Origin of the sequence: Chryseobacterium lathyri, assembly GCF_003290185.1 — a bacterium.
Classification (GTDB): domain Bacteria; phylum Bacteroidota; class Bacteroidia; order Flavobacteriales; family Weeksellaceae; genus Chryseobacterium; species Chryseobacterium lathyri.
Genome location: NZ_QNFY01000024.1, coordinates 20,899 through 34,369, shown reverse-complemented (window position 1 = coordinate 34,369; position 13,471 = coordinate 20,899). Strand labels below are relative to the sequence as shown.

Below are 13,471 nucleotides of genomic sequence, written 5' to 3'. Positions count from 1 at the left end.
CAACAAATGTGGATCATTACACTATTAAAAATGAGAACAAAATACACTCCTTTCATTATAAAAATCTTAAAAAGCAAATGTAAATATTATAATATTCAGAATCAGCATTTGAATGTTATTTTTCAAAAAAAATGTTAAATTATTATAAAACAATCCCAAAATATAATAAACCATTACCACTATCCAGTAGAAAAAAATGCCAAGTACTAATAAAAAAACAGCTTACTCTTCTACTCATTTTTCATAAAGATTTATTTTTTTAACCTCATAATTATAAAAAATTAATCATTTAATTTATTGTTGAAGATAATTTTCATCCATTCTGTTTTTGTAAATCTTTTGTAAAACAGATCCAATACAATGATTTTCAATTCATTAAAATTTTACCGGAATAATACTTTTTATTTACAAAAGTATGCTTCTGTTCACCACTAATTTTACATCATCAAAAAAATTAATGTTATGAAAAAGTACCTATTACTGGTGGCTGTATCCAGCACTTTCATTATGTGTAAAAAAGCAGAAGCAACAAAATCTCAAATAGAAGATACTATTCATACGGCAGACAGTACGGCTGCTGCAGTAAATGAAACTATCAATTCCATCAACAATACCGCAGACAAGGTTCTGGATTCTGCTAACGTCAGAATAAAAGATTTTGAAGATGCCAAAGGCGAAATTCAGCAGAAAATAGAAAATACGTCTAAGATGGTTGACTCTTTAACCGATAAAATTGCTTCAACAAAACTGGAATCAAAGATCGAGAAAAAAGATTCGGCACAGAAAAAAGCCGAAAAAATTGTGGTGAATGTCCCTGCTCCAAAAGTAATTAAAGAAACCCAAATTGTTTATAAGGACAAACCTCAGAATGATGCTTATGAGCTTAAAAATAAGATGGTGAAAACAGCTATTCTTTCTATAAAAGCTGACCATGCAGAAACGGTAAAGGAACTTGTAAAAGATGAAATCATAAAAAATAATGGTTATGTAAAAAGCGAAGAGCTTTCTTATGTTACGACAGAAGCAGCCAACAGAAACTCTTCGTACGAAGAAAACAACCAAAAGGTATATTATATGGACGTTAAAGTTCCTATCCGTAATTTTGACAGTTTAATGAATGACCTAAGTGAGATTGGAGATATTGAAACTAAAAGTATACAGGTTTCCGGAAACAACTACGCAGAGAATACCCTATGTACAATAACCGTGACTCTTACCGATAAATCGAGTTTCGAAAAAGAACCTAAAACTTTCGGCGAAAAATCACTGGCAGCAGTTTCATCAGGATGGAATGTGATTACATCGGTCTTTCTTTTCATTCTTCCGCTCTGGCCATTATTCCTGATCGGCGGAATAGGATACTATTTCTATAAAAAGAAAAAAACCACGGACAACAATCTCCAATAAAACAAAATCCATCGAAAGATGGATTTTTTAATATTATTTTAATAAAAATCAAATCTCTGCCGAATTTGTTCTTTGTATATTTAAATATTCGTGTTTGATGGTATTGGTCGGTTACGGAAGTTATTTCGCAGGAATTTAAATAAGTATGTATTTAATCAACAGGATACACCATGTATTCAGCCTGGTTAAAGGTATATTATAAAAGTGGTTTGTAATAAGAAAGGCTCCCGATGGGAGCCTTTCGCTATTTCATGTTCACTATTTTGTCTACGATAAACTTTGTGTTTCCTCTCCACGGAAGCGCTCCATTGTATTCCTTATAATGAAGATCGAAAGTTTTGCCGCTGTTGGTTTCCAGCTGTTTAAAAATTTCAGGATCTTCTACCGAAAATTCAAATTCATAGCTTGTAATGGTTCCTGTTTTTCCTTTTCCAAAACCTTCCTGGATGAGTTTTCCTTCATAGGTTTTGAAAACATAGCCTTTTTTCATGGCATAATTCAGATAGCCGGACTTTACTCCTTCTCCAAAGACGAAATAGTATTTATACCATACCGTTACCCCTATCAGAAGAAGTATTACCCCGAGGCTGATCCACAAAGTTTTTTTCATAAGCAGTGTGTTTTTATATTAATTATTTGGCGATGCTTCTGGAAATCACAATTTTCTGAATCTCCGAAGTACCTTCGTAGATCTGCGTAATCTTTGCATCTCTCATCATTCTTTCTACGTGGTATTCTTTCACATATCCGTATCCACCATGGATCTGTACTGCCTCAATGGTAGTATCCATTGCCACCTGGGAAGCGTATAATTTTGCCATTGCACCGCTTTCAGAAATATCTTTACCTGCGTCTTTCTCACATGCGGCTTTGAAACATAACATTCTTGCTGCAGTAATCTGGGTAGCCATATCTGCTAATTTAAATGCAATTGCCTGGTGATTAATGATTTCAGTTTTGAAAGCTTTTCTTGTTTTAGCATATTTTAAAGCCAGTTCATAAGCTCCTGAAGCAATACCCAATGCCTGAGAAGCAATACCGATTCTTCCTCCGTTCAATACTGCCATAGCAAAGTTGAATCCGAATCCGTCTTCCCCGATTCTGTTTTCCTTAGGTACTTTTACGTTATTGAAGATCAAAGAATGTGTATCACTTCCTCTGATTCCCAGTTTATCTTCCTTCACACCAACTTCAAAACCTTCCCATCCTCTTTCAACGATGAAAGCGTTAATTCCTTTATGTTTTTTCTCAGGATCTGTCTGTGCGATGACAATATAGTAAGAAGCCGTACCACCGTTCGTGATCCAGTTCTTGATACCATTTAAAAGATAATAATCTCCCTTATCTTCTGCGGTTGTTTTTTGGGAAGTAGCATCAGAACCTGCTTCAGGCTCAGATAATGCAAAAGCGCCAATTACTTTTCCACTGGCAAGAGGAGTAAGATATTTCACTTTCTGTTCTTCGGAAGCAAATTTTTCAAGACCTGCACATACCAGAGAGTTATTTACGGACATTACCACAGCTGCAGAAGCATCTATTTTTGCGATCTCCTCCATTGCCAAAACATAAGAAACGCTATCCATCCCTGCTCCTCCGTACTTAGGATCTACCATCATTCCCAAAAGCCCCATTTCACCCATTTTCTTTACTTGCTCTGTAGGAAATTTCTGATCGCGGTCTCTTTCTATAACTTCAGGTAATAGTTCATTTTGTGCAAAATCTCTTGCAGCCTGCTGAATCATCAGCTGTTCTTCCGATAAATTAAAGTCCATAAAAAATAATAATTAGTAGCCGTAAATTTACACTTTTTAACCAAATCTGAAAATAGAATTGGAAGTAAGGGACAGACTCCTTTAAATTTCCGCAGAATAATTGGTAAAAGCCCCTAATATTATGGCAGGCATTCAATTAATTGTCAATTGATGATTTCTGATTACTACAGTTAAAAAAAATGCTTATATTTAAAATTCTTTAAAAATTGCTTAAAAAATCATGACAATCAAAAGATTATTCGATATTCCACATTATGCTTTGGAGAAATTTCCTAAAGCAGATATGTTTGTGACCAAATATCAGGGTGAATGGAAAAAAACCTCAACGTTAGAATTTATCAATCAGGGAAATAAAATATCCAGGGGGCTTTTGAAGCTGGGTATAAAACCTGGTGACAAGATTGCTCTGATCACCACCAATTCCCGTACGGAATGGGCAGTTATGGATTTTGGACTGTCTCAAATCGGTGTGGTTTCCGTTCCGGTTTATCCGAGTATTTCTGCTGAAGATTATGAGTTTATATTTAATAATGCTGAAATACAGTATTGTTTTGTATCTGATAAAGAATTGCTTAATAAAGTAATGAAGGTGAAACATAATATCCCTTCACTACAGGGGATTTTTACTTTTGATACGATAAGCGGGGCAGCCAACTGGAGAGAAATTCTGGATCTTGGTGAGGACGATTCTACCCAGATTGAGGTGGAGGATCTTTCCAATGCCATCAATTCTGAGGATCTGGCTACCATTATTTACACTTCAGGCACTACAGGAAGACCGAAAGGAGTAATGCTGACCCATCATAATATTGTTTCTAACGTTTTAGGCTCTGTTCCTAGAATTCCTAAGAAAAAAAGCCTGGATTACAAGGATACGAGGGTGCTGAGCTTCCTTCCTATATGTCATATTTTTGAAAGGATGCTTTTTTATCTTTTCCAGTACAATGGTTTTTCAGTTTATTTCGCTGAAAGCATCGATAAAATGGGGGAAAATGTAAAAGAAGTAAAACCGCATTATATGAGTGTGGTACCCAGACTAGTGGAAAAGGTATATGATAAAATTTACAACACAGGTTCTTCAGCCGGCGGGCTTAAATCAAAGATATTCTTCTGGGCTTTGAATCTGATCAGTAAGAAAAAAGAAATCTCCAAACCTTCAGGATTACAGGGAATTATTGCGGATAAACTGGTATTTTCTAAATGGAGAGAAGGTCTGGGTGGAGAAATCATTACTTTAGTTTCCGGTTCTGCAGCTTTATCGACAAGATTAAACCTGATGTTTCAGAATGCCGGTATTCCTATTTTAGAAGGATATGGCTTAACCGAAACTTCGCCGGTTATTTCTGTAAACAGTTTTGATAAAATGAAGATCGGTACCGTGGGCAGACCATTGGACAACCTTCAGGTAAAAATCCAGGAAGATGGTGAAATTACAGTAAAAGGACCTTCTGTCTTTAAAGGTTATTTTAAAGCTGAAACTATGACAAAAGAAGCTTTTACTGAAGACGGATTTTTCAAAACAGGAGATATAGGACATATCGACAGTGAAGGATTCCTGCAGATCACTGACCGTAAAAAAGAGATGTTTAAAACTTCAGGCGGAAAATACATTGCCCCTCAGACAATTGAAAACCAGGCAAAAGCTTCAAAATTCATTGAACAGATCATGGTAGTAGGAGACGGTGAAAAAATGCCGTGTGCTTTGGTACAGCCTGATTTTGAGTTTGCTAAAAGCTGGGCAATGAGAAATAATCTGAATATAGGCTCTACCCCTGCAGAAATTGCAAAAAGCCCTGAATTAAAGGAAAGAATTGAAAAGGAGATGGAAAATATCAATGAGCATCTCGGAAACTGGGAAAAGATCAAAAAAATCGAACTGACCCCTGAGATATGGGCCATTGATACAGGACTGCTTACTCCTACCTTAAAGCTTAAAAGAAAAGCAATAAAAGAGAAATTCATAGATCTGTATAATAAAATGTACGAGCATCAAGAGTAAAAATACAATAAGCTGTTTCAGAAATGAAGCAGCTTTTTTAATATCCTTATATTGTGACGGGATTAAAGCCTCCCACCTTTTGAATTTCCAGTTATGTATACGTTAAACAAAAAATGTGCTTCATTGCTGAAGCACATTTTTATTATTTTGAATTGTAATTAGAATTTAATTACAGATTTCATTCTTTCGTTTTCTTCCATTACCAATTCGTCATCTACAAGGATTTTTCCAGAATGCTCATCAATAATGATTTTCTTTCTCTGAGCAATTTCCATCTGCTTCTGAGGAGGAATAGTGAAGAACGACCCTTTTGGTGCTCCTCTTTCTAATCCTACAACAGCCAATCCGTTGATAGAGCTCTTTCTGATTCTGTTATACGAAGAAAGTAATCTTTCGTCAATCTTACCTGCATACTCTTTAGACTGCTCTATTAAGTATTCTTCTTCTTTCTGGGTTTCAGACACAAGATCATCCAATTCTTCCTTCTTGAATTTCAAATGGTTTTTCAGATCTTTGATTTTCTCGTTAAGTTCGCTTAAAGTTTCATTTTTGTGAGCAATTTTAACTCCGAATTCTTTAATTCTTTTTTCAGCAAGCTGAATTTCAAGATCCTGGAATTCCATTTCTTTTCCTAATGCTTCAAACTCTTTATTGTTTCTTACATTATCCTGCTGAGATTTGTACTTTTCAATTAAAGTTTTTGCATGGTTAATTACTTCATGCTTTGTTTTGATCTGATCTTCCTGATCTTTGATATCTGCATGAAATTTTTCAGCTCTTTTTTCAAGTCCTTCGATCTCAATTTCAAGATCTTCAACTTCAATTGGCAATTCTCCTCTAGTATTTCGGATTTCATCCAATCTTGAATCAATGATCTGCAAATCGTATAAAGCTCTTAATTTTTCTTCAACTGAAATATCGTTGGTTTTTGCCATATTTAAATGAAATAATTTACTGGGTTGGTTTTTTCAATAGATTTTGAAATTGCAAATGTACTAAATTTTTGTGACAAAATTTCAAATAATTGTTGAGTTACAAATTGTTCGGATTCATAATGGCCTATGTCACAGATCAACATTTTGGATTCTGCCTGGAAATAATCATGGTATTTGATATCTCCTGTAAGATAAGCGTCGCATTTTTGCGATAAAGCAGCCTTTATTCCGCTGGCTCCGGACCCACCGAGAACACCTACTCTTCTGATTTTTTTATGGATAAAATTGGAATGTTTAATGACTTCGAGTTCAAATTTTTCTTTTACCATTCTTAAAAAGTCCTGTTCATCCATTTCTTCGGCAAGTTCCCCATACATTCCCAAGCCTGAATGGTGATTCTCATTATCCAGCTGATATACCTGATAGGCTACTTCTTCATAGGGATGCACAGCCTTCATTGCTGAAATGATCTTTCCTTTTTTATAATCTTCAAAAATAACGGAAATCATATCTTCATCAGCATTTTCACGGATATTCTGCTGTCCGGAAAACGGATTTGAGCCTTCAACAGGCCTGAATGTTCCGTTTCCATTAAGAGTAAAGCTGCATTCGTCGTAAAAACCTATATTTCCTGCTCCTGCAGTGAATAGCGCTTCTTTCACTTTTTCCGAATGGTCTTTCGGAACAAATACGCTCAGCTGTTTTAAATTATTTTTCTTAGGCTGAAGAATCCTGAGATCTTTTAATCCCAATTGACTGCAGATCTTATGGTTGACCCCAAAGAAATCATTATCAAATGCAGTATGAATGGCATAAATGGCAATTTTATTTTCAATTGCTTTCAATACAGCTCTTTCGACATAATTTTTCCCGGTCAGAGATTTTAATCCGGAAAAAATAATAGGATGAAAACATACAATCAGATTGCAGTTTTTCTGGATAGCCTCCTCTACAACATTTTCCAAAGCATCGTGGCACACCAGAATTCCGCTGACATTTCGGTCCGGGACACCACACAGCAATCCTACATTGTCAAAATCTTCTGCCTGCTGCAGGGGAATACGGTTTTCTATTTTTGAAATTACTTCGCTTATTGTCATTTTATTCTGTATGTTTGCTACGAAAATAACGATAATTTGTTAATTTTAAAAAATAGTAAAAAATGGAAAGAGAACATAATCTTGTTCCTGAAGACAAACTTTGGAAAAGATTTCTTTACAGGGTTATCTACCGTGCTGATACCAAACTAGGCAAATTATTCGACATCACTCTATTATCCCTTATCCTGATAAGCACTGCCATTATTATGATGGAGAGTGTTCCTCAGCTTGACAAAAGATTTCACTACACCTTTCTGATCCTGGAATGGATTATTTCTATTTTTTTCACAATTGAATACTGGATGCGCATCAGCGTTGTAAAGAATAAAAAAAATTATATTTTCAGCTTTTTCGGAATCATAGATTTTCTTGCACTGGTTCCTTTTTACCTTAGCTTTTTCTTTCCTGTTACCAAGTATTTCTTAATCTTCAGGATGCTGAGGATGCTGAGAATTTTCAGGATCTTCAATCTTCTGGATTTTATGAACGATGGTTACCTTATCGTTCGTGCCTTAAAGAACAGTTCCAGAAAGATCTATATTTTCCTTTTGTTCCTGATTATTTTTTCAGTGATCGTAGGTTCGCTTATGTTTATGGTGGAGGGCGGAAGACCCGGCTTTGAAACGATTCCACAATCTATTTACTGGGCAGTGGTTACGGTAACTACCGTTGGTTATGGAGATGTCTCTCCTATCACTCCGATGGGTAAATTTTTTGCTGTTATTTTAATGCTTGCAGGTTATTCTATTATTGCAGTTCCTACAGGAATTGTAACGGCAGAAATGCGCAACAAAAGACAGAATCTGGAGAAAATCTGCGACCAATGCGGCAATGAAGATATAGATGATGATGCACGGTACTGCAAACAGTGTGGCAAGAAATTAGCTTAGTATTTGGTATTGATATTAATCTGTTAACCAAATACCACAAAAATCATGGAACCACAAAAGAAAAATAAACCTAACAGCCTGGTCATTATTCTTTTCTCTTTAGTTGTATTAATGATCATTATTTATTTTATACTCGTGATGTTTTTCCCTGCCGTCTTTGAACAAATGAACACAGGAGATATACAACCAGTACCCAATAAGTGACACTAATATAAAAAAGACGGCAATTGCCGTCTTTTTAGTTTAATATGGTTATTTTATTATTTCTTGATCGCTTTGATCATCTGCCTTGAACTGTCTTTCATGTTTAAAGTAATGAAATACAATCCTTGTTTAAGATCCCCTAAATGAAGAGCAGAAAATGGATTTTCAATAGTTTTTAACAATCGTCCGGAAACATCAGATACAGAAACTGACTTTACAAGATCTGCTTTTGAAATATTCAATACATCAGTAAAAGGATTCGGGTATGCTTTAACATCTTCTTTTTCTTTGGAAACCTCGGATGTTGCTAATGTTGCAGTCTCTACTTTAAAATTATCAACAAAGAATTCATAATCTTCAGCATCATTTACAGTACCTTCAGAAGCATAAAATGCAAATACGGCATTGGCTCCCGTATAGGAAGTAAGATCGTAAGAATAAGCTGTAGAAGTATTGGATGGTGCATTAGCCGCATTCCATGTCTGCAGAACGGTCCACGTAGTCCCTCCATCATTTGAAACCAAGAACTGAATCACATCATCAGATCCCATAGCCGAAGCAGTGGTATCTAAAAACGCTGTTACCCCATAATCGAATTTCACTCTGTATCCTCCTGCTGAAAGGTTGAAAGGTACCGTCTTTAGCCACGCTATGGTTTCGTTGTAATAAAGATTTATTTTAGCAGAATTATTATTATTTCCTTCATTCAGGAAGTCTCCATCAGACCATAATTCATCTGTATCAGTAGATCCTGTAGCCGGGTCTCCACCAGAAGCCTGTTCCCAGCAATTTCCGGGGAATGTTGAAAAATCATTGGTATAAGCAGCAGTAGGAACTATTGCGGCACAATCAGTTGTAAATGATGCACTTAAAGACCATGCGCTTTTATCGGAAGTGCTGCATACAGACCTTACCCATACATAATAAGTAGTGGCAGGAGTTAATGCAGACAAAGGCGCAGATAAAACCGAAGCACCTACACTTCCTGATGCTACAGTAGTGCTTGTTGGAACTGTATTCGTTGAGGAATAATAATATTCATACCCTACTCCTACTGTACTTGTAGAAGCTGCCCATGAAATAACAGCTGAGTTGGCAGTTAGGGTACCCGCAGACAAGTTACCTGGTGCCAGACAGCTCGGTGCAGCTCCAATCACTACAGTATAATCATGTGCTTCTCCGTAGCCTAATGTGTTGCATGGTTCCGGTTCATTGTTAAAACGGTCCCCAACTCTCATTCTGTAGGTTCCCGGTGTAACTGTTGCAGGAATAGTTATATTGCTATTGGTAACTGAATTATCATCCGGTCCGGTACTACTTCCTGTTGCTACCAGTTCCGGTGCCGCATCATCAAAGGTTCCGTTATTGTCAAAATCTATCCAGATACGTACATATTGACTGGAATATTCATGAGTAACAGAAAATGCATAACTGAGACCTGCATTCAGGTTAATTGTTTGGGCTGTATAGTCTCCATATGAGCCCTGGGAGCATCCCGTATCAAGATGACTGAATCCCGCCGATGGAATCGTAAAACTGTCGATCATATCCCCTCCACTGCATTCGTTTGGAAATACCGGTGTGCAATAGGTCTGAGCAAAGGCAAATGCACTAATCGTTATTAAATTCACAAGTAAAAGCTTTTTCATGTAATTTTTTTTTATGGTTTAAACAAATCTAATAAAAAAAATACATTAAAACTTTATCAAATAGAAAAAGAGACAGTTAAAAAGCCGTCTCTTTGATTATATATTCTCAAGTTTAAATTTCATCAGTAAAAAACTGAAAATGCACCTCTCTATTCTAGCATTGAATAAGGGGCTATGACATTCATAAAAATAGCAGCCTTTCAGCTGCTATTCTATTGAGTATGATCAATAAGACTCTATTTCTTAATTGCTTTGATCGTTTGTTTTGATCCGTCTTTCATATTTAATGTTACTAAATACATTCCTTGTTTCAGGTCTCCTAACTGAAGAGCTGAAGAAGGATTATCAATTGTTTTTACTATTCTTCCAGCAAGATCAACAACTGATATTGATTTCACTTTAGAGATATCAGAAATATTCAAGACATCTGCAAAAGGATTTGGATAAGCTTTGATCTCATTTTTAGCACCTGAAACTTCAGATGTTGACAAAGCACTTGCATCATATGCTGAGATCTGGAATTGTCCATCTGTTGCTGTAGAATATCTCCAAACACTAACATATAATGTAGCACCCGGTGTTTGACCTGTCAATGACAATTTAGAGAAATTCCCATTACCTGTATCATCATCACAAGCAATAGAAGTAGTACTTGTACAATCTGCAAATACAGAAATTACTGTATCAGTTAATGCTGTACCTGTATTGGTGTCTGTTTCAAGAGTGATCTTACCTGAAGCCGGAACCACTACTTTGTACCATACATTCCCTCCTACATTTGTTGGCGTTGTAAGACAGCTAGCCGTTAATACAGGCGTATTTGTAGAACTAACAGTAGTTCCTACTATAGCATTCTGAGCAAATGCAGTTCCTACTATTAAATCTACTGCAGATGAACAATTATCATTTGCAGGTGGCGGTGGTGGAGTATTTAAACAGATATTAAAGCTATTATTATATCCAGCACCATTGCTGTTATAAACTCTTACATAGTAAGTTTGCCCAACTGTTAATCCAGATACTGTTGTAGTATTTGTTGTTCCACACTTAATGCTCGTTAAAGATCCACAAGAACCACTAAATATTTGAGTATATAAGCTTGTAGATGAAGCAGTTCCTGTTGAAACCACATTAGAAAGAGAAACTGTATGAGCAGCAGATCCTGCTACAAAAGAATACCAAACATCATCATCCGGTGTTCCTGAACAAGTACCTACAGGTACATTTGAATTGGTAGCACCTAAAGTATTTCCTACAGTTGTTGCAGTACAAGTAGTATCAGGGTTTACTGTTAAAGTAACAGCTGTTGCACAGTCATCATTTGCAGGTACCAGAGCAAAGGAAACTGGTCCTACCCAAGCACTTTGATCATTTGCGGAACAACGGGATCTTATCCAAACATAATATGTACTAGCTGTAACAGCATCATTAATTACATAACTTGTTCCTGTAATAGATGTCATATTTGGTGTAGATGCAGCTGTAGGAGCTGTATTTGTAGTACTGTAGTAAATGTCATATCCGTTTCCTGGTGCAGTAGCTGGTGCAGTCCAACCTATCGTAGCTGTTGTAGTTGTAGTTGTCGTAACAACAGGAGTGATAGGAACTAAACATGTAGGAGCCTCTTTTATTTCTACATCATCTAACAATAAGTTATCATAGAAGTATCCGTTACCGGCTACATCTTTATCAACAACGAATCTCACCTGTATAGTAGCTCCGTTATAGGCAGCAGGTAATACAGCACCTTCTGTTCTCCATAAAGTACTGTTGGTAGATGAAGTAAAGATAGTTTCCCATGTTGAACCTGTTACATTTTTAACCTGCACAGTAAGCTTGTTATTATCATAAGCTGGCTGGGTCCCTCCTGCAGAAGCTGCATGATTTTTAAACCATTTAAACTGAACATAAGGTACTGTAAGTCCCGCCAAGTTAATTTGAGGAGATGTTAAAGTAACGTCATGAATTCCAGTGTAAGGAGAAGATGCATCTACAAAAGCAACTGTTCCCGAAGCTCCATTACCTGTAGTACCATAATCCTGAGTACCGGTAAATTGCCATAAAGCGTAACTTGTATTATTGGTACTGGAATTGGACCAGCAGCTAGGTAAAGTCCCTGAATTGAATGACTCTAAGAAAGGAGCTAATAAAGCAGCACAAACAGTTGTAAAATTTCTTTCAGAACATGAAGCTGATGCTGTAGTTCCATCATAAGAATTAACACTGTAATAGTATTTAGTATTGTTTAATAAAGGAGAACTGAACGTATAAGAAGTTACGTTTCCTAGATCTGCATTATTTACAATATCAGTTCCACCGGCAGTGGTCCCTACTCTCAGTTTATATCCTGTAGCTCCTGTTACAGCAGCCCAGGTAATAGTCGGAGTAAGAGATACCCCAGTAGCAGCTGAAGCTGGTGCTGAAACTGTAGGACAAGGGATATTTAACGTTGTGAAAGATCTTTCACTGCATCCTGCAGATGGAATTGCTCCATTATATGCATTTACAGTATAAAAATATTGTTTATTATAATTCAGTGGTGTTGCAGGAGTATAGGTAAGAACATTTCCTAGGTCTGCATTATTCAGTACATCCGTTCCTCCCGCAGTAGTTCCGATAGATAATCTATATCCTGTAGCATTGCTAATTGCTCCCCATGTAATAGCCGGAGTAACAGAAACTCCTGTTGCTGCTGCTGCCGGAGCAGATACACTAGGACATCCTGGAATCGGATTGGGCGTAAGGCCTAAAAGAGTAACATTAGAAAGTGTAGCAGCACGTGATCCCGCAGCAACCGGAGCTGCTGGGTTGAAATCTGTTGTATCATTTCTATAGTACATACTGCTATTGGTTGTACCGGAAGCAGATACGTAGAAATAATCTGAAGAAGTGTTAAAATTCGGAGTATTCTCGTGAACTGCTATAACAAGATTATCTATATTATTATATGCAAATGGAGTTGTAAAAGTAACTTCCACTACTCCTGCATTATTGGTAATAGTACCTGAAAACACCTGAGTCATTGCTGATGTAGCAATCCAGTTTGAAGCTGCAGTCCCAGCAAAAGCAGTAAGAGTAGTATGTCCTACAAACACTTCCCACTGATTTGATTTATCAAGATTAGCAGTAGTAGGTAAATAAAATTTCAGACCAGTAATAGAGCCAGGAGCATCCGCATTAATTTTTGTTTTGGATATAATTTGTTGAGTATAATTATATCCCCAATTTGATGCTATAGGATATGTTCCCGTAGTTGTCCCACTGCCCAAAGTAATTTGGGCATTCACAATAGTGGCTATCAGAAAAAATAGGCACGTTAGTAAAAGTTTTTTCATACGTAGTAAAAATAAAATTAGGGGGTAAAAGTAATCAAATATTTCATCTAATATCAAAAATTATCATAAAAAATTAAAGACAAAATCATAAACAAAACACATCATTACCTAAAATCAAATATATATTTAGTTTTAATATTAAATCATCAAATAAAGATAAAAATTTAAACATTTGATTTT

9 protein-coding genes are annotated in these 13,471 nt (G+C 36.2%); 3 read left to right on the top strand and 6 right to left on the bottom strand.

What is annotated here, in order from left to right; all coding sequences use genetic code 11:
• Positions 1-462: 462 nt before the first annotated feature.
• Positions 463-1,407 (top strand): DUF4349 domain-containing protein, encoded by a 945-nt coding sequence (locus DRF61_RS21665; protein WP_111960943.1) that lies wholly within the window; start codon positions 463-465, stop codon positions 1,405-1,407.
• Between the two features lie 244 nt (positions 1,408-1,651).
• Here DRF61_RS21665 and DRF61_RS21660 read toward each other — a convergent pair whose 3' ends face one another.
• Positions 1,652-2,017 (bottom strand): hypothetical protein, encoded by a 366-nt coding sequence (locus DRF61_RS21660; protein ID WP_111960942.1) that lies wholly within the window; start codon positions 2,015-2,017, stop codon positions 1,652-1,654.
• A 22-nt stretch (positions 2,018-2,039) separates the two neighbouring features.
• Positions 2,040-3,179, bottom strand: a complete 1,140-nt coding sequence (locus DRF61_RS21655) for an acyl-CoA dehydrogenase (protein WP_062652654.1) — start codon at positions 3,177-3,179, stop codon at positions 2,040-2,042.
• Between the two features lie 220 nt (positions 3,180-3,399).
• Here DRF61_RS21655 and DRF61_RS21650 point away from each other — a divergent pair, with 220 nt between their 5' ends.
• Positions 3,400-5,178 carry an AMP-dependent synthetase/ligase gene (locus tag DRF61_RS21650; protein WP_111960941.1) on the top strand — a complete coding sequence of 593 codons (1,779 nt, stop codon included), beginning with the start codon at positions 3,400-3,402 and terminating at the stop codon, positions 5,176-5,178.
• 158 nt (positions 5,179-5,336) lie between these two features.
• On the opposite strand, the gene DRF61_RS21645 is transcribed toward DRF61_RS21650, so the two are convergent.
• Together DRF61_RS21645 and DRF61_RS21640 are read right to left on the bottom strand one after the other, a co-directional pair.
• Positions 5,337-6,113 carry a zinc ribbon domain-containing protein gene (locus tag DRF61_RS21645; RefSeq protein WP_111960940.1) on the bottom strand — a complete coding sequence of 259 codons (777 nt, stop codon included), beginning with the start codon at positions 6,111-6,113 and terminating at the stop codon, positions 5,337-5,339.
• A 2-nt stretch (positions 6,114-6,115) separates the two neighbouring features.
• Positions 6,116-7,213 carry a Nif3-like dinuclear metal center hexameric protein gene (locus DRF61_RS21640; protein ID WP_111960939.1) on the bottom strand — a complete coding sequence of 366 codons (1,098 nt, stop codon included), beginning with the start codon at positions 7,211-7,213 and terminating at the stop codon, positions 6,116-6,118.
• Between the two features lie 62 nt (positions 7,214-7,275).
• Here DRF61_RS21640 and DRF61_RS21635 point away from each other — a divergent pair, with 62 nt between their 5' ends.
• Complete coding sequence (locus tag DRF61_RS21635; RefSeq protein ID WP_111960938.1) at positions 7,276-8,103, top strand: ion transporter; 828 nt, start codon at positions 7,276-7,278, stop codon at positions 8,101-8,103.
• A 260-nt stretch (positions 8,104-8,363) separates the two neighbouring features.
• On the opposite strand, the gene DRF61_RS21630 is transcribed toward DRF61_RS21635, so the two are convergent.
• A complete protein-coding gene (locus DRF61_RS21630) occupies positions 8,364-9,956 on the bottom strand; it encodes a GEVED domain-containing protein (RefSeq protein ID WP_111960937.1) in 1,593 nt (530 codons plus the stop codon).
• Between the two features lie 236 nt (positions 9,957-10,192).
• A complete protein-coding gene (locus DRF61_RS21625) occupies positions 10,193-13,291 on the bottom strand; it encodes a T9SS type A sorting domain-containing protein (RefSeq protein WP_111960936.1) in 3,099 nt (1,032 codons plus the stop codon).
• Between the last annotated feature and the right edge of the window lie 180 nt (positions 13,292-13,471).

Coding starts and splice junctions, on each gene's coding strand:
- DRF61_RS21665 (WP_111960943.1), top strand. CDS start 463: ATGAAAAAGTACCTATTACTGGTGGCTGTATCCAGCACTTTCATTATG.
- DRF61_RS21655 (WP_062652654.1), bottom strand. CDS start 3,179: ATGGACTTTAATTTATCGGAAGAACAGCTGATGATTCAGCAGGCTGCA.
- DRF61_RS21650 (WP_111960941.1), top strand. CDS start 3,400: ATGACAATCAAAAGATTATTCGATATTCCACATTATGCTTTGGAGAAA.
- DRF61_RS21640 (WP_111960939.1), bottom strand. CDS start 7,213: ATGACAATAAGCGAAGTAATTTCAAAAATAGAAAACCGTATTCCCCTG.
- DRF61_RS21635 (WP_111960938.1), top strand. CDS start 7,276: ATGGAAAGAGAACATAATCTTGTTCCTGAAGACAAACTTTGGAAAAGA.
- DRF61_RS21645 (WP_111960940.1), bottom strand. CDS start 6,113: ATGGCAAAAACCAACGATATTTCAGTTGAAGAAAAATTAAGAGCTTTA.
- DRF61_RS21625 (WP_111960936.1), bottom strand. CDS start 13,291: ATGAAAAAACTTTTACTAACGTGCCTATTTTTTCTGATAGCCACTATT.
- DRF61_RS21660 (WP_111960942.1), bottom strand. CDS start 2,017: ATGAAAAAAACTTTGTGGATCAGCCTCGGGGTAATACTTCTTCTGATA.
- DRF61_RS21630 (WP_111960937.1), bottom strand. CDS start 9,956: ATGAAAAAGCTTTTACTTGTGAATTTAATAACGATTAGTGCATTTGCC.